The organism is Stenotrophomonas maltophilia (genome assembly GCF_047782825.1).
Classification (GTDB): domain Bacteria; phylum Pseudomonadota; class Gammaproteobacteria; order Xanthomonadales; family Xanthomonadaceae; genus Stenotrophomonas.
Genome location: NZ_CP180589.1, coordinates 1,202,850 through 1,220,086, shown reverse-complemented (window position 1 = coordinate 1,220,086; position 17,237 = coordinate 1,202,850). Strand labels below are relative to the sequence as shown.

The window sequence follows — 17,237 nt, the reverse complement described above, 5'->3', positions numbered from 1 at the left end:
GCGCCATGAGCCCTGCAGCACCCCGCCGTCCCTCGCGCAGCACCGTCCTGATCGTGGCCGTGCTGGTCATCGGCATCGCCGGCATCGTCTACTCGCGCGTGCGTCAGGCGCCCGCCGCCGCGCCAGCGGCGACCGTCACCCTGGCCGGTGCCGATGCCCCTGCCTTGAAGGGCACGCCTGATCCGAAGGCGCAGGCCCTGATTCCGGCCGGCTACCGCTTCGTCACCCCGGGCGTGCTGACCGTGGCCACCCATCCGGCGCAGCTGCCGCTGGCCGACTACGGTGCCGACAGCAAACAGGTAGTGGGCGTGGAGCCGGACATCGCCCGGCTGATTGCCGATGGTCTGGGCCTGAAGCTGGTGCTGGTGCCGGTGGCGTGGGCGGACTGGCCGCTGGGTCTGGAGTCGGGCAAGTACGATGCGGTGCTGTCCAACGTGACAGTTACTGAAGAGCGCAAGAAGAAGTTCGACTTTTCCAGCTATCGCTTCGATCTGCTGGGCATCTACACCCGTACCGACGGGCCGATCCAGAAAATCGAGACACCGGCCGACGTGGCCGGGCTGAAGGTGGTGGTGGGGGCCAGCACCAACCAGGACCAGATCCTGCGCCACTGGGACCAGCAGAACATCGCCGCCGGCCTGAAGCCGGTGGAGTACCAGTACTTCGATGATGCGGTGGTGGGGCGGTTGGCGGTGATCACCGGGCGCGCCGATGTGTCGTTCGAACCCAATGCCACCGGCGCGTATTCCGCGCGCGATGGCAAGGTGCGCCGGGTGGGGTTGTTCCCGGGTGGTTGGCCCGATGCTGCGGCGATCTCCGCCACCACCCGCAAGGGCAGCGGCTTGGCCGATGCAATTACCGCAGCATTGAACACGCAGATCCGCAGCGGCACGTACGCGCAGGCGCTGGCGCGCTGGAACCTGGCCGAAGAAGCGGTGCCGCAGTCGCAGACCAATCCGCCGGGCTTGCCGACCCTGTGACGCCGGGCATGGCCCGGTGCTACCGGCGAATGCTCCTGTGGAGCCCAGCCATGCTCGGCTGCGCTACCAACGCGCTTCCAGTGTCCTGAACGGCTTCGCCAGGCGCACACCTTCGGCATTGAAGTTGCTGACCGGCCGGCCGTCCACGCGTACTTCGTTCGGCGCGGTGCGGCTGGGCCACCACACACGCACGGCGGTGTCCTTGCGCAGGCCCTGGCCCAGCGTGACCCGCAAGGTGCCATCGCGCTGCCGTGCCTGCAGCTGCAGAGTGCCATAGGCCGTCGGCAGGCGTTCCACCGCCAGCCCATCCCCAGCCACCCACGACGGCGGCGCGCCCGGCAGCAGTGACAGCGCATCATCGTCCTCGCGCATCAGCATGCCGAACAGCGTGCGGCCGTATTCGGCGCCGATCCAGGTGTGTGGCATGTCGCCCAGGTAGCGGGGGAAGCGCAGGCGTGAATGCACCACTTCGGCCAGCACCTGCCACTGCAGCGGGCGGCGGTCGCGCAGCAGGCCCTGCAGCAGTTCGTCGGCGGCTTCGGGCTGGCCCAGGTGAACGTAGCTCAGCACGTTGCGGATCTCGTAGGGCGTGTAGGCATACAGCGCGCCGGGCTGGTTGCGCTTGCGTACATCGTCCAGATAGCGGGCAAAGGTGGTACGCAGCGCTTCGGCGGGCAGTACGTCCTGTGCGCCGGTGGGATCCAGTGCGATCGACACGCCGGTGGGGTCGCCGTCACCCAGATCGGCCGAGGAGGGAATGAAATCGATGCCCTTCCAGGCCATGGTTGCCCGGATCGATGCCGCCAGCGCGTCGTGCAGCAGGGTGTACTGCGTGCGCGCCCACGCAGCGGTTTCGTGGTCGCCCAGCGCGTCGGCCAGCCACGCGCCGTCATGCCAGCCCTTCAGGCCCCAGTAGTCATCCCAGTAGCTGTGCGTGGGCGAGGGATAGCCTTCGTGGCTGATGGAGGGCGCGAGGATGCCGGCGAAGCGTTCCGGTGCGGGCTGGTCGGCCTTGTAGCCGGGCACCAGCGTGCGTTCGCGCAGTTCCTGCAGGAACCGCAGCGCGGCCTTTACCTTGGGCAGGTAGGCGCGCACCGATTCGGGACCGCCATCCAGGCGCGCGACGTCGGCCACCAGCGCGATGTACTGGCCCTGGCTATCGTACTCGATGTCCGAACCGAAGCCGGTGTTGACGCTGCCATCGTCGTTGAGGATGGGCGAGACCAGGCCGTTGGCGTGCACGCCATGTTGGCTGTACCAGGCCAGGTAATCGCGCGCGATGCGTGCCTCACCCATGCGCAGCAGCACCGCCGAGGTGGCCATGCCATCGCGGATGAAGGAGCGGTTGTAGTTGCGCGGCCCCGGCTGCATGGCAGGACCGGTCTGGTTGATGAGCATGTAAGCGGCCTGCGCGCGCAGCATGTCCACCAGCGATGGATCGGGCAGGCGCAGCCCGACCTGGCCCAGGCGTGCCTGCCAATCGCGCGAGACCTGGCCTGCCAATGCGTCGAACGCCTGGTCGGCATCGCGCGGCAGGGCCGCGATGTTGAGCGCAGGCGCTTCCGGCAGCATGCCGTTGGCATCGGCCGCCGCCGTGCCCAGCGGGAAGGCCACGACGACCGACTGCCGGGCGCCAGGCGGCAGGTTGACGCTGTAGCTCAGCGCAGCGGCCGCCAGGCCCTGGGCATCGCTGGCCTGCTGCGCGGCGGGCAGCGGGCCGCGGGCGATGGCGAAGGTGATTTCGCTGTCGCCGTTGTTGCCGAACGGCGCGGCCCCGGCGGTACTGACCGGGGTAAGCGAATGCAGCAGCGTGCGCCCGTTGACCCGCACCGCGCTGCCATCGATGGCGACGTTGCGGATGGGCGATAGTCCACCGTTCTGCCATGGCGGATTCATCTGCATCGGCCGTACCGCCAGGGTCAACGTGCCCTGTACGGGGGTGCTGCCCACGTTGTGCAGTTGATGGCGAACGAAGGTGACAGGCTGGCCATCTCGCTCGATGGCAAAGGCTTCGCTGCGCAGTTCCAGCCCAGGCTGCGGCGACCAGGTGGCCGACGGCATCGGCTTCCAGCCATCGCGCAGTGCGTGCTGCACCGGCTGGTCCGCAGCGCCGGCCGTGTGGCCATCGGCACTGCGCCAGATGGGTTGCACCAGCGGTGCGCCCTTGTAGGCTTCGATGTTGCCGTATTCGTCGAAGATGGATTTCTGCCGCCCCGCGTGGATGCCCACGGCGGCCCAGTAGGTCTGCTGCATGTGCAGGGATGCCGGGAACAACGCGCGCTGCGCGCCGCTGGCGGCGATCTGGTAGCGCTTCATCGGCGTCATCACCGCCTTGGGGCCCAGCAGGCGAAGGCGCGATACCGCAGGCGCATCGCCTTCAACGACCAGGCGCAGGCTGCGCAGATCACGCGCGGCATCGGCGGCCAGCCAGCTCTGCGCGTGGCTGCCGGCCTGGGCATCGGTCGCCAGATCCTGCCAGCGGCCCTGCGCATCCTGCGCCTGCAGGCGTGCCGCGCCGTGCGCGCCGGCCCAGTCCACGGCCAGCCCGGTGCTGGACTGGGCGCGGGGCAGGTGGATCTGCAACGTATGGGTGCCCGTGCGGTCGGCGGGGACGGCAACGGCACTGCCGCCTTGCCACAGTGCCGCGGCCTGTTGCGCATCCACGCCGTCCACGCGCGCGCTGAGCGTGCTGTCCAGCGGTTCCAGTTCGAAGATGGACACGCCCCAGTCGGACGTGCGCTGCGGGCTGGCCAGGCGCAGGTAACGCGCCTGGCGCGCTGCGAAGTACAGCGTCTCGATGCCACCCAGCGAATCGGCCATGGTGTAGGCGGTCTGCCATTGCCTGCCGTCCAGCGAGGTCTGCAGTGAATAGCCCTCGGGGTTGGAGACATCCCAGGTGAGCCGCGCGCCGGCCAGCAGCGCGGGCTTGCCCAGGTCGATCTGGAACCAGTGGCCGGGACTGAACGCACCGCCGGTAACGGTGCTGGGGTCGTTGTCGATCAGATGGCTGATGGCCATGGCCGGGACCTGCTGCGACGACGCACTGGCCTGCCATTGGCTGCGCGGTGGCAGAGTCTGCGCCTGCGCGGCGAAGGCCGCGGCAAGCAGGGGCAGCAGCAGGTGGGGCAGATGCCGGCGCAGGCGGCCGGAGATGCAGGAACGATCGACACGCAGCGTCATTGCGACGGCCTCGCGGAAGTGGCCCGGGAGCGGACGGGCCTACGCTAGCAAGGGCTGTAATCGTTTACATGACGCGGCGCAATAGGGGCTGTGGCCCCCGCAGGCACCTGCATGACGGGAGTGCCTCTGGGATCCGACTGGCAGGCCGGCTAGCGTTGTCCAGCCGCGAGCCATGAAGCCGATGATGGAATTCAACTTCACCCTCAAATACCGCCTGCCTTCGGCCACCCGTGACATCGATCTGATTGAGCAGCGCCTGGGCGATATGGGTTGCGATGATGCACTGCTGGGAATCGGCCGGCCGGGCCGCCTGGCGCTGGCATTCTGCAGGGAGGCGGAGAATGCCGCATCTGCGCTGGCGTCTGCGCTTGAAGACGTGCAGCGTGCCGTACCGGGTGCTGAGCTGGTTGATCCGGATCTGGTCGGATTGACCGACGCGACGGATCTGCTTTTCTGGGATGGCTGCACGCGCGCGGGAGCCGTGCGGTGAGCGCCGAGATGCGGGAGCTTGCAGCCGCGGCACTGCAGCTCAACGTCGCCCGGGAAGGGCGCAGGCTGGATTCGCTCGCGCGGTGAGATGAGGCGCGCGACAGACGGAGCACTTTTTCAGATGCCAAGGTGCTCGACTGCGTTCCGCGCGGGACAGAAAGCAGTCGAGCATGGCTCGACGCTACAGGGCCGTGCTACAGCTTCACTGTTTCCCACCAGCGGGTGCCGGTGGTGGGGGCCTGCATGTCCAGAGGCTCGCCCATCATCGGCGTGGTCACTGCCACGTTCTTCGCTGCGGCCAGTGCGGTGATGCGTTCGAACGGCTGCTGCCATTCGTGCAGGGCCAGGTCGAAGGTGCCGTTGTGGATGGGCAGCAGCCACTTGCCGCGCAGGTCCAGGTGCGCCTGCAGGGTCTGTTCGGGTTGCATGTGCACGAAGGCCCAGCGCTTGTCGTAGGCGCCGGTTTCGATCATGGTCAGGTCGAACGGACCGTACTTTTCGCCGATGGCCTTGAAGCCGTCGAAGTAGCCGGTATCGCCGCTGAAGAAGATGCGGAAGTCACCGTCCTGGATCACCCACGACGCCCACAGGCTGCGGTCGCTGTCACCCAGGCCGCGGCCGGAGAAGTGCTGGCCGGGCGTGGCGGTCAGGCGCAGGCCGCTGGCCTCGGTGGACTGCCACCAGTCCAGCTGTTCCACCTTGGATGCATCCACGCCCCAGGCAATCAACTGGTCACCCACGCCCAGCGGGGCGATGAAGCGCGCGGTCTTGCCGGCCAGTTGCATCACCGCGGCATGGTCCAGGTGGTCGTAGTGGTTGTGCGAGAGGATCACGCCGGCAATCGGTGGCAGTTCTTCGATGCTGATCGGCGGTGCATGGAAGCGCGCCGGGCCCATCCACTGCACCGGCGAGGCGCGCTTGGAAAACACCGGGTCGGTCAGCCAGTACTGGCCACGCAGCTTCAGCAGCAGGGTGGAGTGGCCCAGGCGGAACAGGCTGCGATCCGGCGCGGCATCCAGCGTGGCGCGGTCCAGCGGCTGCACCGGAATGGGGTCGGTCGGCACCGTGCCCTTGGGGCGGTTGAACAGGAACGTCCACCAGAGCTCGGCACCGGCGCGCAGGCCCATCGCCGGTTTCGGCAGGACGTTGCGGAACCGGCCATCGCGGTACTGCGGCGAATCGGGGAAGTCGGGCAGGGACCAGGACTTGCAGAAGGTATAGGCGGTCACGGCAAGGGTTCCGAACAGGAGGACAAGGAGCAGGCGCTTCATCGGGGACGTCCGCTGGGTACACTGCACAGTGTAGTTTCCGATTTCTGAAAAGTACACTGGCGGGTGTAAAATGTCGACATCCGTTCAGTTTCCTGGTTCCTGCCATGTCCCGTGCCCCGCAACGCCTGACCGACCGCAAACGCGAAGCCATCGTGCGCGCGGCCGTGGAGGAGTTCCGCAGCGGCGGTTACGAAGCCACCAGCATGGACCGCATCGCAGCGGTTGCCGGCGTGTCCAAGCGCACGGTCTACAACCACTTCCCGAGCAAGGAAGAGTTGTTCGCCCACATCCTGGAAGAACTCTGGGAAAGCAGCATGGCCGCCATCGAGCTGCCGTACCGCGCCGATCAGCCGCTGGATGTGCAGCTGCTGCAGCTGCTGGGGCAGAAACTGGACCTGCTGGGCGATGCCAACTTCATCGACCTGGCGCGGGTGGCGATGGCCGAGATCATCCACTCACCCGAGCGCGCGCAGGCCATGGTCTGCCGCATGGGCGAAAAGGAAAGTGGCGTGAGTGCATGGATCCGCGCGGCCATTGCCGATGGGCGGCTGCGCGAGGTCGATCCGGAATTTGCCGACCACCAGCTGCAGGGCCTGGTGAAGAGCTTCGCATTCTGGCCGCAGGTGACCATGGGCCAGCCACCGCTGGCCGTGGCCGAGCGACGGCAGGTGGCGGAGTCGGCGGTGGCGATGTTCCTGGGCTTCTACGCGCGCTGAGCCACGGCGCGACTACCGCGCGCCACGCTGCTGCAGGTAGGCGCAGAACATGTCGGCGACCGCATCGGCGTAGGTGCTGATCTCTACCGCCGTGCGCGGCACGCTGGAGAACTCGCGGCCGGTGGCGCCCAGCGTGGTGTGGATCAGATCCACCGCCAGTTGCTGTTGCGTTGGGCTGGCCTCGGGGAGCGTTTCGGCCATGAACGCGAGCATGGCCGCGTCGGCGCCACTGCGGGCCTGCTCGACTTCCGGCGCATCGCGGTACAGCGGCGCGGCGTCATCCAGCGCGCCGCGCATCTGCGCCTCATCGCATTCGGACTGGATGAAGGCCTGCACCAGCGTGCGCAGCCGCTGCAGCGGCGGGCGGTCGGTGCGCTGCAGGATGTCGCGCAGCATCGCCCCGGTCTGTTGCCACTCATCGTGCTGCAGCCGGAACAGGATCGCCGCCTTGTTCGGGAAGTACTGGTACAGCGAACCGATGCTGACGCCGGCCCGCTCGGCCACCCGCGCGGTGGTGAAACGGGGGGCGCCTTCATCGCGCAGAACCTGAGCAGCGGCCTGCAGGATGGCCCCGACCAGATCGTTGGAACGGGCCTGGCGAGGCTGTTTTCTCGATGAAATCTGCGGCGGACGGCGCTCGGACATGGGCGGTTTCCAATGCGAATGGTCAGCCCGGGGGAGGGCGCCTAAGCTTGTTTGCGACGAATCACTCGCATTCTAGCCGCCGGCTGGGTCCAGTGAAACGCCATTCCTCCCTCTCTGGAAACCCCGCATGACCACCCTCACATCCTCCCCCGTGGCGCCGCTGCTGCAGCGCCTGTTCGATGAAGCCGACAGCGCCCTGAGCCCGGCCCTGACCGCGGTGCCGCCGGCCGAACGGCAGCGCCTGCTGGGCAGCCGCAGCGAGTACACCCGGCTGTATGGCGAGCTGCTGAAGGACCTGTGGCTGCCGGTGTCGGCCGACACCGGGAAGCTGCTGTACCTGCTGGCGCGCAGCAGTGGTGCGCGCCACATCGTCGAATTCGGGACCTCGTTCGGCATTTCCACCATCCACCTGGCCGCGGCGCTGCGCGACAACGGCGGCGGCCGCCTGGTCACCACCGAATTCGAGCCGGGCAAGCTGCAGCGCGCAGCCGCCCACCTGCGCGAGGCCGGCCTGGATGACCTGGTGGACCTGCGTGCCGGCGATGCCCTGCAGACGCTGGCGCAGGACCTGCCCGCGCCGATCGACCTGGTGCTGCTGGATGGCGCCAAGGTGCTGTATGTCGAGATATTGGACCTGCTGCAGCCGCACCTGCGCCCGGGCGCGCTGATCGTGGCCGACAATGCCGATGACAGCCCCGCCTACCTGCAGCGCGTGCGTGCACTGGGCAGCGGCTATCTGTCGTTGCCGTTCGCCGAGGATGTGGAGCTGTCGATGCGGCTGGGCTGAGCCGGCGCTTTGCAGGGCGCTGCGCCTGTCGGCGAGAATCGCCCCGTGATGGCACGGCGGAGCGCAGGGCATGGATGACGTGTTGAGCGATGACGAAGGCATGCCGCTGCCGCAGCGCTGGCACGATGCGCTGCAGGGCGCGCGCATCCTGCGGCAGTCCATCGGTGAATCGCGGGCGGACGTGGCCCGGGTGATTCGCGCCGGGCTGGCCGATGCCTTCCTGAAATCGGAACAGATCGATGCCTTCAGCGAACTGGAAGGCGAGGTGGCGCGACTGCGCTGGCTGCGCGGGCAGGGGCAGAGCGCCCCCGAGGTGCTGGCCACGGCCGAGGACGACGGTCGCCGCTGGCTGTTGATGAGCGCGCTGCCGGGGCGCGACCTTGCGTCCAGCCCGGAGCTGCCACCGCAGCAGCGGGTGGAAGTGCTGGCCGATGCCCTGCGCGGCCTGCACGCGCTTCCGGTCGCGGCCTGTCCATTCGACCAGCGTCTGGCCTTGCGGCTGCAGGCGGCCGCGGCGCGGGTTGAAGGCGGGCAGGTGGACACCGATGATTTCGATGATGAGCGTCTGGGCCTGAGCGCGGCGCAGGCCTACGCCGGGCTGCTGCGGGAGTGCCCGCAGCAGGAGGACTGCGTGGTCACCCACGGCGATGCCTGCCTGCCGAACCTGATGGCCTGCGACGGGCGCTTTACCGGCTTCATCGACTGCGGCCGCCTGGGCATTGCCGACCGCCACCAGGACCTGGCCTTGACCGCACGCAGCCTGGTGGACAACTTCGAGAACACCCGCTGGCTAAAACCGTTCTTTGACCGCTATGGCATGACCGCCGATGAAACCCGCCTTGGTTTCTATCGGTTCCTGGACGAATTCTTCTAGCGTGCAGTTCGATGCTGCGTGCGAGGGATGCATGCTTGAGGGATGCGTGCTGATGTTGTGACCGGATTGCCTGTGCGTTCACTGGGCTTAATGCGACACTGGGATCCGACACCACGGCACACGCTCATCCATGTCATTCGCGTCGGCGCAGCAGATCGGCGAAGTCCTGCAGCAGTCCTACGGCATCACGGCCACCGCCGTGGTGCCGCGCGCGGTGGGCGCCGACGCCAACGCGGGCGTGTTCCGTATTGATGCACGCGGCAGCCAGTGGTGGTTGAAGTGCCGCAGCTACCAGGTTGACCCGGTGGTGTGGGACGGCCTGCATTGGCTGCGCGGTACGTTGGGCATCGAAGAAGTGGTAGCGCCATGGCCGGCATTGACCGGTGGCGCATCGGTCACGCGCTGGGGCCTGCAGTTCACCCTGTTCCCCTATGTCGAAGGGCAATCCGGCTTCGAGGCACCGCTGAGCGCGGCGCAGTGGCAGCGGCTGGGCGCAGTGCTGCGCCAGCTGCACGATGCCGAGGTGCCTGCCACATTGGCGGAAGGCCTGCCACGCAAGGTGCTGGACGAGTCGGCGCTGCAGACCGTGGGCCAGTGGCTGCAGCAACCGGCAGCGCTGCCGGTGGCACAGGACCGCTGGAGCCGCGGCTTCCTGGCCATGTGGGAGCGGCAGCGGCCGCGCATCGCCGCGTTGCACGCGCGCGCGCAGCAGTTGCGGCTGGCCTTGAGTGACAGCGCACCGCGGCTGTACCTGAGCCACACCGATCTGCACGCGGGCAACCTGCTGATGGACCCGGCCGGTGCCCTGCACCTGATCGACTGGGATGGATTGTCGCTGGCCCCGCGCGAGCATGATCTGATGTTCATCGGCGCTGCCGTGGGTGGGCGTTGGGGCCGTGAGCGGCCGATGGGCTTTGCCGAAGGCTATGGCGATGATCTGGGTGATCCGCGCTGGATTGCGTGGTACCGGCACTGGCGGATCCTGCAGGATCTGATCGAGTTCCAGCAGATGCTCCTCGGGCCGGGGGCGCAGGATCGCCCGCCGCAGGAGCGCAGGCAGTCGCTGCATTACCTGGGGGAGCAGTTCGCGCCGGGGAATGTGTTCTGCGCGGCGGAACGGGCGTACGGCGTAGTGCGGGGGTGATCGGCAGGGCTGCGCCCTGCACCTGCCGAAGCAACTTCAAATTCAACTTCAAATTCAACGTCAAAAGCGGCGCTGGCTTTCTGCTTGTTGGGCGGGGCGGTGTGGGTGGGCAGGACACGCCGTAAACCCATCCTTGGGGGCTCGTAGGCGCCATCCATGGCGCCTGCGGTCCTGACCACCCACACCGCCCCACCCCCGACAGATTTCGTGCGCTGTTGGTGGGTGCCGACCGTTGGTCGGCACATCTGTCAGATATCGAATTTCATCTAGGGTCGGATCCTGGCCAGTAGATCCACGCCATGCGTGGATGAAATCTGTCAGATATCGAAATAGATCTGCGGTCAGAGCCCGTTGCGCAGCAACCGGACCCACCCCGCCATCCCACAGGAAACCAGCCTTTGACGTTGACGTTGACGTTGACGTTGCTTCGGCTTCGGCTTCGGCAGGTGCAGGGCGCAGCCCTGCCGAACAACCCTTTACTCTGCCGGCTTGGCCGCCGCGGTCGCCGCCACGCTCGCTGCCCGCCGCGCCAACACCGCCTCGCGGTGCGCGATATACGCATTGGCCGCCAGAATGATCCCCGCACCCAACAGCGTCCAGCGATCCACGCTTTCATCGAACAACAGCCAGCCACACAGCGTCACCAGCGGCAGCTGCAGGAAGCTGATCGGGGTCAGCGCCGAGACTTCGCCCAGGCGCAATGCACGCGTCCACAACAGCTGGCCCACGGTACCCATCACACCGGTGGCGACCAGCCACACCCAGGCCATGCCCGTTGGCCAGACCCAGACGAGCAGCGCCGGCACCAGCGACAACGGCACCCAGAACACATAGGTGTACAGCACCACCGTATCGGCGCTGTCCACGCGGGTGAGCTGCTTGATCTGGATCGCGACCAGTGAACTGAGCAACGCGGCCGCTACCGCAATCAGGCTGCCGGCGGAAAAGCCTGCGGTGCCCGGCCGGACGATCACCAGTACGCCGATGAAACCCACCACCACCGCCGCCCAGCGCCGCACGCGCACGGTTTCGCCCAGCCACAGCACCGCGGCAATCGTGACGAACAACGGCGTGGAATAGGACAGCGACACCGCCTGCGCCAGGGGGAGGTGGCCCAGCGCCCAGAATGCGCACAACATCGAGCCCAGGCCGATCGCGCTGCGCACGAAGTAGCGTGGCAGCTGCTGGGTCTTCAGCGGGGCGCGGCCCGGGCGCAGCAGCATGGGCAGCAGCGCCAGCAGGCCGAACGCGTTACGGAAGAACGCCACTTCCTGGGTCGGCACGTAACGGGTGGCATAGCGGATGGCCACGGCCATCAGGCCGAACGCCATCGTGCTGGCGAGCATCAGCAGCGCCGCCCGCGCCGGGGTGGCGAGTGCGGGCCGAACGCTGGTGTTCACCACTGGGCGCCGAGCAGGCGCGGCTCCGGTTCGATCGGTACGCCGAATTTCTCAAGTACCGATGCAGAAATGCGCCGGGCCAGGGCCAGCAGCTCGGCACCGCTGGCATCGCCATGGTTGACCAGCACCAGCGCATGGCTGGGCGCTACGCCGGCGTCGCCTTCGCGGAAACCCTTCCAGCCGCAGGCATCGATCATCCAGGCCGCCGAAACCTTGCGCTGGTCCTCGCGTTCGGCGGGGAACACCGGCAGGTCGGGGAAGTGCTGCAGCAGCACCTCCACCTGTTCCAGCGGCAGCAGCGGGTTCTTGAAGAAGCTGCCGGCATTGCCCAGCACGTCGGGGTCGGGCAGTTTGCGGCGGCGGATCGCGATGACCGCATTGGCCACGTCCACCGCGCTGGGCAGCTCCACGCCCTGTGCCTGCAGTTCCTCGCGGATGCCGGCGTAATCCATGCGCAGGCCGTGCAGCAGCGGCAGCTTCAGTTCGATGGCGGTGATCAGGTAGCGATCCTGCTGCTGCTTGAACACGCTGTCGCGGTAGGCAAAACCGCACTGTTCATTGTCCAGTCGCACCCAGGCCTGTTCCTGGCAGTCCCAGGCTTCCACGGTCTGGATGAATTCACCCACCTGCGCGCCATAGGCACCAATGTTCTGGATGGGGGCGGCACCGGCGGTACCGGGAATCAGCGCCAGGTTTTCCAGCCCGGACAGGCCTTCCTGCAGCGACCACATCACCAGGCCGTGCCAGGACACGCCGGCGCCGGCGCGGATCACCGCGTGGTCGGCGCGGTGTTCAAGGAAACTGATATCGCGGTTGCCGAACACCAGAACGGTGCCCGGCAGGTCGTCGGCGATCAGTACATTGCTGCCGCTGCCCAGCACCAGCAGCGGGCCGTTGGCCACCTCGGGCAGGGCCAGCACGTCCGGCAGCAGGGCCGGGTCATGCAGTTCCAGCAGCTGGGCGGCCTTGGCGCGCACGTGGAAGGTGTTCAGGGCCTGCAGCGGGGCGTTCTGGGTGAGGGTCCAGCGCAGCGGTGCGATGTCGGTGTCGTGGTGGTCCATGGGCGCGCTCACAGCGGGGCCACCGCGCCACGGCTGGGGGCTTCGCGGCGGCGGCGGATCGCCTCCACGCATTCGGCCACCAAGGCCGGGCCACGGTAGATCAGGCCGCTGTAGCACTGCACCAGCGCGGCGCCGGCGGCCATCTTGGCCACTGCGTCGGCGCCGGACAGGATGCCGCCCACGCCCACCAGCGGTACCGATTCGGGCAGGCGCGCGCGCAGGCGGCGCAGCACCAGGGTGGACTGGTCCAACACCGGCGCGCCGGACAGGCCACCGGCTTCATTGGCCAGCGGGTCGCCCAGCACACGGCTGCGGTCGATGGTGGTATTGGTGGCGATCACGCCGTCCACCTGCAGTTCGCCCAGCACCCGGGCGGCGGCATCGATGTCGCGCTCGCTCAGGTCCGGGGCCACCTTCACCAGCATCGGCACGCGGCGGCCGTGCTGCGCGGCCAGGGCTTCCTGGCGGTCGCGCAGCTGGCTGACCAGCTGGCGCAGCGCGGTCTCTTCCTGCAGTTCGCGCAGGCCGGCGGTGTTGGGCGAAGAAATGTTGACGGTGATGTAGTCGGCCAGCGGGTACACCTTGTCCAGGCAGGTCACGTAGTCATCGACTGCCTGTTCGTTGGGGGTGTCCTTGTTCTTGCCGATGTTGATGCCGAGCAGGCCGCGGCGGTTGCGTGCGCGTTCCACATTGCGCACCAGCGCGTCGACACCGGCATTGTTGAAACCCATGCGGTTGATGATGGCCTGGTGCGCCGGCAGGCGGAACAGGCGCGGCTTCGGGTTGCCGGCCTGCGGGCGCGGGGTGATGGTGCCGATCTCGACGAAACCGAAGCCCAGCGCGAACAAGGCATCGATGTGCTCGCCATTCTTGTCCAGGCCGGCGGCCAGGCCGACCGGATTGGGGAAGGTCAGCCCGAACACCGTGCTCGGCATCGGCGCGATGCGTGCGGCCAGCAGCGGCGTGGTGCCGGCGCGGTAGGCCAGGTCCAGTGCGGACAGGCCGAGGCCGTGGGCGCGCTCGGCGTCGAGCGAGAACAGGAAGGGGCGGGCAAGCGAATACATGCGTTGGTTCAGTCCAGCGTGCCGAGGAAGGCTCGGGTTCGATATTCAAAGGCGACCTGTCCATCCACCGCATGGGCGTTGAACAGATCCTGCAGCGCAGCCAGCATCGGCGCATGGCGCGGGTGCCCGGGCTGCGGTGCATACGAAGAAGAGAGCAGGCGCCCGCGCAGGGAATCGAAATCCAGATGCTGCACGTTGGGCAGCTGCACCATGCCGCGCAGGCCGGCGCCGAACCAGGCCTGCATGGTGGCATCGTCCTGGTAGCGCTCGGCCACGGCGGTGTAGTCGGTGCCATGGTCCAGCAGCAGCTGCTCGTAGCCCACCAGGAACGGGCTGGCATCGAGCAGGCGCGAATTCCAGTACACCAGGGCCAGGCCGCCGGGGCGCAGGATGCGCTTCCATTCGGCGCGCACGGCCACGGTGTCGAACCAGTGGAAGGCCTGTGCGGCGCCGACCAGATCGACGCTGGCATCGGCCAGGCCGGTGGCTTCGGCGCGGCCATCGACCGCACGGAACAGGGGGTACTGCGGCGCCAGCCACTGTTCGGCGGCGGCCCGCATGGCGGCGTTGGGCTCCACGGCCACCAGCGGATGGCCGGCGGCCAGGAACAGGCGGCTGGAAATGCCGGTGCCGGCGCCGATATCGGCCACCTCGGCATCGCTGGGCACGGCCATCGGCCCGTGCAGCCAATCGATCAGCGCAGGCGGGTAATCCGGGCGGTAGCGGACATAATCGGCCACCCGGCTGCTGAAGCGTTCAGTGCTGTCGGTCGCGCTCATGGTCGTCAGTTCGACAGGGTGGCCAGCCAGGCCAGCCCACCGACGGACAGAAGGAGGAACAGCACGCCCAGCACGACCATGGCCACGTTCAACCAGCCCAGGATCAGGCCGGTCAGGGCCAGGCCATCGCCTTCCAGTTCGGTGGGGCGGCGGCGGATTTCACCACGGGCCAGGTGCCCGGTGATGATCGCCACCAGACTGGCCACGAAGGGCAGGACGGTCCAGCCGGCAATGCCCAGCACCAGGCTGATCACGGCCAGGGCGTTTGTCTGTCGGGGTGCCACGCTCATCGGGGTCCTCCTTGGCAGTACGCACATGATAGTGCCTGCAGGCTGCCAAGCCCAAGGGCGGTGTCCCGTAGAGCCGAGCCGATGCTCGGCTGCCGTTGCTGCCGAAGCAGCCGAGCATGGGCTCGGCGCTACAGATTCAGCCCATCAGCACCTGGCCGCCATCGACGTTGAGCACATGGCCGGTGACCCAGCGTGCCAGCGGCGAACACAGGAACAGGGCGGCATCGGCGATTTCCCGTGGGTGACCAAAGCGGCCGAACGGAATCTTCGCCAGGGTGCCGTGGTACAGGTCGGGATCTTCCACGCGGCGTCGGTCCCACAGGCCATCGTCGAATTCGATCGAGCCCGGGGCGATGGCGTTGACCCGGATGCGGTCCTTGGCCAGGGCCAGGGCCTGCGACGTGGTGTAGTGCGAAAGCGCAGCCTTGGCGGCGGCGTAGGGCGCAGCGCCGGGGCGGGGCTGCTGGGCTGCAATGGAGGACAGGTTGAGGATGCAGGCGTCGGACGAGGCCCGCAGCCACGGCAGTGCCAGGCGCGAAGCGCGTACGGCGGCCATCAGGTCGATCTGCAGGCTGGCGGCCCAGCCGTCTTCATCGTCGGCCATCCCGTAGCCGGTGGCGTTGTTGACCAGCACATCTATGCCGCCCAGCGTGTCGGCGGCGGCCTGCAGCCAGCCGCCGATCTGGACGGTATCGCCCAGATCGGCGCTGTGCACGTGCAACGGCGTGCCCTGGGTCTGGGCGTCGGCCTGCAGGGCATCGAGCCCTGCCTGGCCGCGCGCGCAGACCGAGACCTGTGCCCCGGCGCCAGCGAAAGCCAGCGCCAGTTCACGGCCGATGCCCTTGCTGCCGCCGGCAATCAGCACGCGGCGGCCACTGAAGTCGAGGGTCGGCTTCATACCTTGTAGAGCCGAGCCATGCTCGGCTGCACTTCCTGCAGTGTTCATGGCCCGTCCTGCCGAGCATGGCTCGGCACTACAAAACAACGTTACAGGTCGAACTTGATGCCCTGGGCCAGCGGCAGCGAGTCCGAGTAGTTGATGGTGTTGGTCTGGCGGCGCATGTATACCTTCCACGCATCCGAACCCGACTCACGACCACCGCCGGTGTCCTTCTCGCCACCGAAGGCGCCGCCGATTTCCGCACCGGACGTGCCGATGTTGATGTTGGCGATGCCGCAGTCGCTGCCGGCTGCCGACAGGAACTTCTCCGCGGTCTTCAGGTTCTGGGTGAAGATCGACGACGACAGGCCCTGTGGCACGCCGTTCTGCATGTCGATGGCTTCGTCCAGGCTGTCGTACGGCATGACGTACAGGATGGGCGCGAAGGTTTCGTGCTGGACCACCGTGTCGCTGTTCTTCAGGCCGGAGACAATGGCCGGCAGCACGAAGTTGCCGGCGCGGTCGATGCGGGTGCCACCGGTTTCGATGGTGCCGCCGGCGGCCTTGGCCTGGGCGATGGCATCGAGGAACTGCTGCACGGCGCCGTCGCTGTTCAGCGGGCCCATCAGGTTGGCGGCATCGGTCGGGTCGCCGATCTTGCCTTCCACCTGCTTGTACGCCTTGATCAGGGTAGCCAGCACGTCGGCGTAGATCGAGCGGTGCACGATCAGACGGCGGGTGGTGGTGCAGCGCTGGCCGGCGGTGCCGACGGCGCCGAACACGATGCCCGGCACGGCCAGCTTCAGGTCGGCGGTTTCATCCAGGATGATGGCGTTGTTGCCGCCCAGTTCCAGCAGGCAACGGCCCAGGCGGCGGGCGACCTTCTCATTGACGGTGCGGCCGACCTGGGTCGAGCCGGTGAAGCTGATCAGCGGCACGCGGCGGTCGTCCACCAGCTTTTCCGACAGGGCGGTGCCGGCATCGTTGACCAGGAAGAAGATGTCCGGGAAGCCGGCTTCGCGCAGCGCTTCGTTGCAGATGCGCATGGAGGCGATGGCGGTCAGCGGGGTCTTGTTGGACGGCTTCCAGATGCAGATGTCACCGCAGATGGCGGCCAGGAACGCATTCCAGCTCCATACCGCCACCGGGAAGTTGAAGGCCGAGATGATGCCGACCAGGCCCAGCGGGTGGTACTGCTCGTACATGCGGTGGCCGGGGCGCTCCGAATGCATGGTGTAGCCGTACAGCATGCGGCTCTGGCCGACGGCGAAATCGGCGATGTCGATCATTTCCTGCACTTCGCCGTCGCCTTCGGGCTTGCTCTTGCCCATTTCCAGGGCGACCAGCGAACCGAGGGCATCCTTGTGCTTGCGCAGTGCTTCGCCGCACAGGCGCACCGCTTCGCCACGGCGCGGGGCCGGGGTGGTGCGCCAGGTCCTGTAGGCCTCCTGGGCACGGGCGATGACGGTTTCGTACTCGGCTTCGGTGGTGGCGCGGACCTGCGCGATCGGCTCGCCGGTGGTCGGGTTGACCGGGGTGATCAGCTCACCGCCGGTGCCGTTCGACCATTCCCCGTTGCCCAGGTAGGTGCCAGCGTTGATCGCATCCAGACCAAGGGATTTGAGCAGCTCGGAAGACATGCAGACTCCTGTGTTTCGTTACGTTGTTGGCGCCGTC

At 67.7% G+C, this 17,237-nt stretch carries 15 protein-coding genes and 1 pseudogene; 6 read left to right on the top strand and 10 right to left on the bottom strand.

Features of this window, described 5'->3' with window-relative positions:
- The first annotated feature begins 5 nt into the window (after positions 1-5).
- A complete protein-coding gene (locus tag ACM2ZB_RS05610; RefSeq protein WP_416057787.1) occupies positions 6-980 on the top strand; it encodes an ABC transporter substrate-binding protein in 975 nt (324 codons plus the stop codon).
- 63 nt (positions 981-1,043) lie between these two features.
- Here the strand turns inward: ACM2ZB_RS05610 and ACM2ZB_RS05605 are convergent, their stop codons facing one another.
- Positions 1,044-4,160: a discoidin domain-containing protein gene (locus ACM2ZB_RS05605; protein ID WP_416057786.1), complete on the bottom strand. Its 3,117-nt coding sequence runs from the start codon at positions 4,158-4,160 to the stop codon at positions 1,044-1,046.
- Positions 4,161-4,344: 184 nt separating this feature from the next.
- On the opposite strand from ACM2ZB_RS05605, the pseudogene ACM2ZB_RS05600 reads away from it, so the two are divergent.
- Positions 4,345-4,736 (top strand): annotated as a pseudogene (locus ACM2ZB_RS05600) (DNA-binding protein).
- A 107-nt stretch (positions 4,737-4,843) separates the two neighbouring features.
- Here ACM2ZB_RS05600 and ACM2ZB_RS05595 read toward each other — a convergent pair.
- Positions 4,844-5,920 carry an MBL fold metallo-hydrolase gene (locus tag ACM2ZB_RS05595; protein ID WP_416057785.1) on the bottom strand — a complete coding sequence of 359 codons (1,077 nt, stop codon included), beginning with the start codon at positions 5,918-5,920 and terminating at the stop codon, positions 4,844-4,846.
- 104 nt (positions 5,921-6,024) lie between these two features.
- Between ACM2ZB_RS05595 and ACM2ZB_RS05590 the strand changes: the two genes are divergently transcribed.
- Positions 6,025-6,636, top strand: coding sequence for a TetR/AcrR family transcriptional regulator (locus ACM2ZB_RS05590; RefSeq protein ID WP_313439825.1), 612 nt, complete (start codon positions 6,025-6,027; stop codon positions 6,634-6,636).
- Between the two features lie 12 nt (positions 6,637-6,648).
- Here ACM2ZB_RS05590 and ACM2ZB_RS05585 read toward each other — a convergent pair whose 3' ends face one another.
- Complete coding sequence (locus ACM2ZB_RS05585; RefSeq protein WP_416057784.1) at positions 6,649-7,281, bottom strand: TetR family transcriptional regulator; 633 nt, start codon at positions 7,279-7,281, stop codon at positions 6,649-6,651.
- Positions 7,282-7,408: 127 nt separating this feature from the next.
- Here ACM2ZB_RS05585 and ACM2ZB_RS05580 point away from each other — a divergent pair, with 127 nt between their 5' ends.
- The 3 genes from ACM2ZB_RS05580 to ACM2ZB_RS05570 all read left to right on the top strand — a co-directional run bounded on the left by ACM2ZB_RS05580 (position 7,409) and on the right by ACM2ZB_RS05570 (position 10,086).
- Entirely contained in the window at positions 7,409-8,068 is a 660-nt protein-coding gene (locus ACM2ZB_RS05580; RefSeq protein ID WP_416057783.1) for an O-methyltransferase, read from the top strand.
- A 70-nt stretch (positions 8,069-8,138) separates the two neighbouring features.
- The gene (locus ACM2ZB_RS05575) at positions 8,139-8,942 is read left to right on the top strand and encodes an APH(3')-II family aminoglycoside O-phosphotransferase (RefSeq protein ID WP_416057782.1); all 804 of its coding nucleotides are present in this window, start codon (positions 8,139-8,141) and stop codon (positions 8,940-8,942) included.
- Positions 8,943-9,072: 130 nt separating this feature from the next.
- Positions 9,073-10,086 (top strand): phosphotransferase, encoded by a 1,014-nt coding sequence (locus ACM2ZB_RS05570; protein ID WP_416057781.1) that lies wholly within the window; start codon positions 9,073-9,075, stop codon positions 10,084-10,086.
- 476 nt (positions 10,087-10,562) lie between these two features.
- On the opposite strand, the gene ACM2ZB_RS05565 is transcribed toward ACM2ZB_RS05570, so the two are convergent.
- The 7 genes from ACM2ZB_RS05565 to ACM2ZB_RS05535 form a co-directional block, all read right to left on the bottom strand.
- Positions 10,563-11,432 (bottom strand): DMT family transporter, encoded by an 870-nt coding sequence (locus ACM2ZB_RS05565; RefSeq protein WP_416058624.1) that lies wholly within the window; start codon positions 11,430-11,432, stop codon positions 10,563-10,565.
- Positions 11,433-11,482: 50 nt separating this feature from the next.
- Positions 11,483-12,547: a UDP-N-acetylmuramate dehydrogenase gene (murB, locus tag ACM2ZB_RS05560; RefSeq protein ID WP_416057780.1), complete on the bottom strand. Its 1,065-nt coding sequence runs from the start codon at positions 12,545-12,547 to the stop codon at positions 11,483-11,485.
- Between the two features lie 8 nt (positions 12,548-12,555).
- Entirely contained in the window at positions 12,556-13,611 is a 1,056-nt protein-coding gene (locus tag ACM2ZB_RS05555; RefSeq protein ID WP_416057779.1) for a quinone-dependent dihydroorotate dehydrogenase, read from the bottom strand.
- 8 nt (positions 13,612-13,619) lie between these two features.
- Positions 13,620-14,390: a class I SAM-dependent methyltransferase gene (locus ACM2ZB_RS05550; RefSeq protein WP_416057778.1), complete on the bottom strand. Its 771-nt coding sequence runs from the start codon at positions 14,388-14,390 to the stop codon at positions 13,620-13,622.
- A gap of 5 nt (positions 14,391-14,395) precedes the next feature.
- Positions 14,396-14,680 carry a DUF4190 domain-containing protein gene (locus ACM2ZB_RS05545; protein ID WP_313442767.1) on the bottom strand — a complete coding sequence of 95 codons (285 nt, stop codon included), beginning with the start codon at positions 14,678-14,680 and terminating at the stop codon, positions 14,396-14,398.
- A 136-nt stretch (positions 14,681-14,816) separates the two neighbouring features.
- On the bottom strand, positions 14,817-15,626 hold the full coding sequence (locus ACM2ZB_RS05540) for an SDR family NAD(P)-dependent oxidoreductase (RefSeq protein WP_416057777.1): 810 nt from the start codon (positions 15,624-15,626) through the stop codon (positions 14,817-14,819).
- Positions 15,627-15,667: 41 nt separating this feature from the next.
- Complete coding sequence (locus ACM2ZB_RS05535; RefSeq protein ID WP_416057776.1) at positions 15,668-17,200, bottom strand: aldehyde dehydrogenase family protein; 1,533 nt, start codon at positions 17,198-17,200, stop codon at positions 15,668-15,670.
- Between the last annotated feature and the right edge of the window lie 37 nt (positions 17,201-17,237).

What these genes read in the sequence shown, in the direction of transcription:
- ACM2ZB_RS05590 (WP_313439825.1), top strand. Translation starts at nt 6,025, where the DNA reads ATGTCCCGTGCCCCGCAACGCCTGACCGACCGCAAACGCGAAGCCATC.
- ACM2ZB_RS05565 (WP_416058624.1), bottom strand. Translation starts at nt 11,432, where the DNA reads ATGCTCGCCAGCACGATGGCGTTCGGCCTGATGGCCGTGGCCATCCGC.
- ACM2ZB_RS05545 (WP_313442767.1), bottom strand. Translation starts at nt 14,680, where the DNA reads ATGAGCGTGGCACCCCGACAGACAAACGCCCTGGCCGTGATCAGCCTG.
- ACM2ZB_RS05580 (WP_416057783.1), top strand. Translation starts at nt 7,409, where the DNA reads ATGACCACCCTCACATCCTCCCCCGTGGCGCCGCTGCTGCAGCGCCTG.
- ACM2ZB_RS05575 (WP_416057782.1), top strand. Translation starts at nt 8,139, where the DNA reads ATGGATGACGTGTTGAGCGATGACGAAGGCATGCCGCTGCCGCAGCGC.
- ACM2ZB_RS05555 (WP_416057779.1), bottom strand. Translation starts at nt 13,611, where the DNA reads ATGTATTCGCTTGCCCGCCCCTTCCTGTTCTCGCTCGACGCCGAGCGC.
- ACM2ZB_RS05535 (WP_416057776.1), bottom strand. Translation starts at nt 17,200, where the DNA reads ATGTCTTCCGAGCTGCTCAAATCCCTTGGTCTGGATGCGATCAACGCT.
- ACM2ZB_RS05585 (WP_416057784.1), bottom strand. Translation starts at nt 7,281, where the DNA reads ATGTCCGAGCGCCGTCCGCCGCAGATTTCATCGAGAAAACAGCCTCGC.
- ACM2ZB_RS05550 (WP_416057778.1), bottom strand. Translation starts at nt 14,390, where the DNA reads ATGAGCGCGACCGACAGCACTGAACGCTTCAGCAGCCGGGTGGCCGAT.
- ACM2ZB_RS05605 (WP_416057786.1), bottom strand. Translation starts at nt 4,160, where the DNA reads ATGACGCTGCGTGTCGATCGTTCCTGCATCTCCGGCCGCCTGCGCCGG.
- ACM2ZB_RS05570 (WP_416057781.1), top strand. Translation starts at nt 9,073, where the DNA reads ATGTCATTCGCGTCGGCGCAGCAGATCGGCGAAGTCCTGCAGCAGTCC.
- ACM2ZB_RS05540 (WP_416057777.1), bottom strand. Translation starts at nt 15,626, where the DNA reads ATGAACACTGCAGGAAGTGCAGCCGAGCATGGCTCGGCTCTACAAGGT.
- murB (WP_416057780.1), bottom strand. Translation starts at nt 12,547, where the DNA reads ATGGACCACCACGACACCGACATCGCACCGCTGCGCTGGACCCTCACC.
- ACM2ZB_RS05610 (WP_416057787.1), top strand. Translation starts at nt 6, where the DNA reads ATGAGCCCTGCAGCACCCCGCCGTCCCTCGCGCAGCACCGTCCTGATC.
- ACM2ZB_RS05595 (WP_416057785.1), bottom strand. Translation starts at nt 5,920, where the DNA reads ATGAAGCGCCTGCTCCTTGTCCTCCTGTTCGGAACCCTTGCCGTGACC.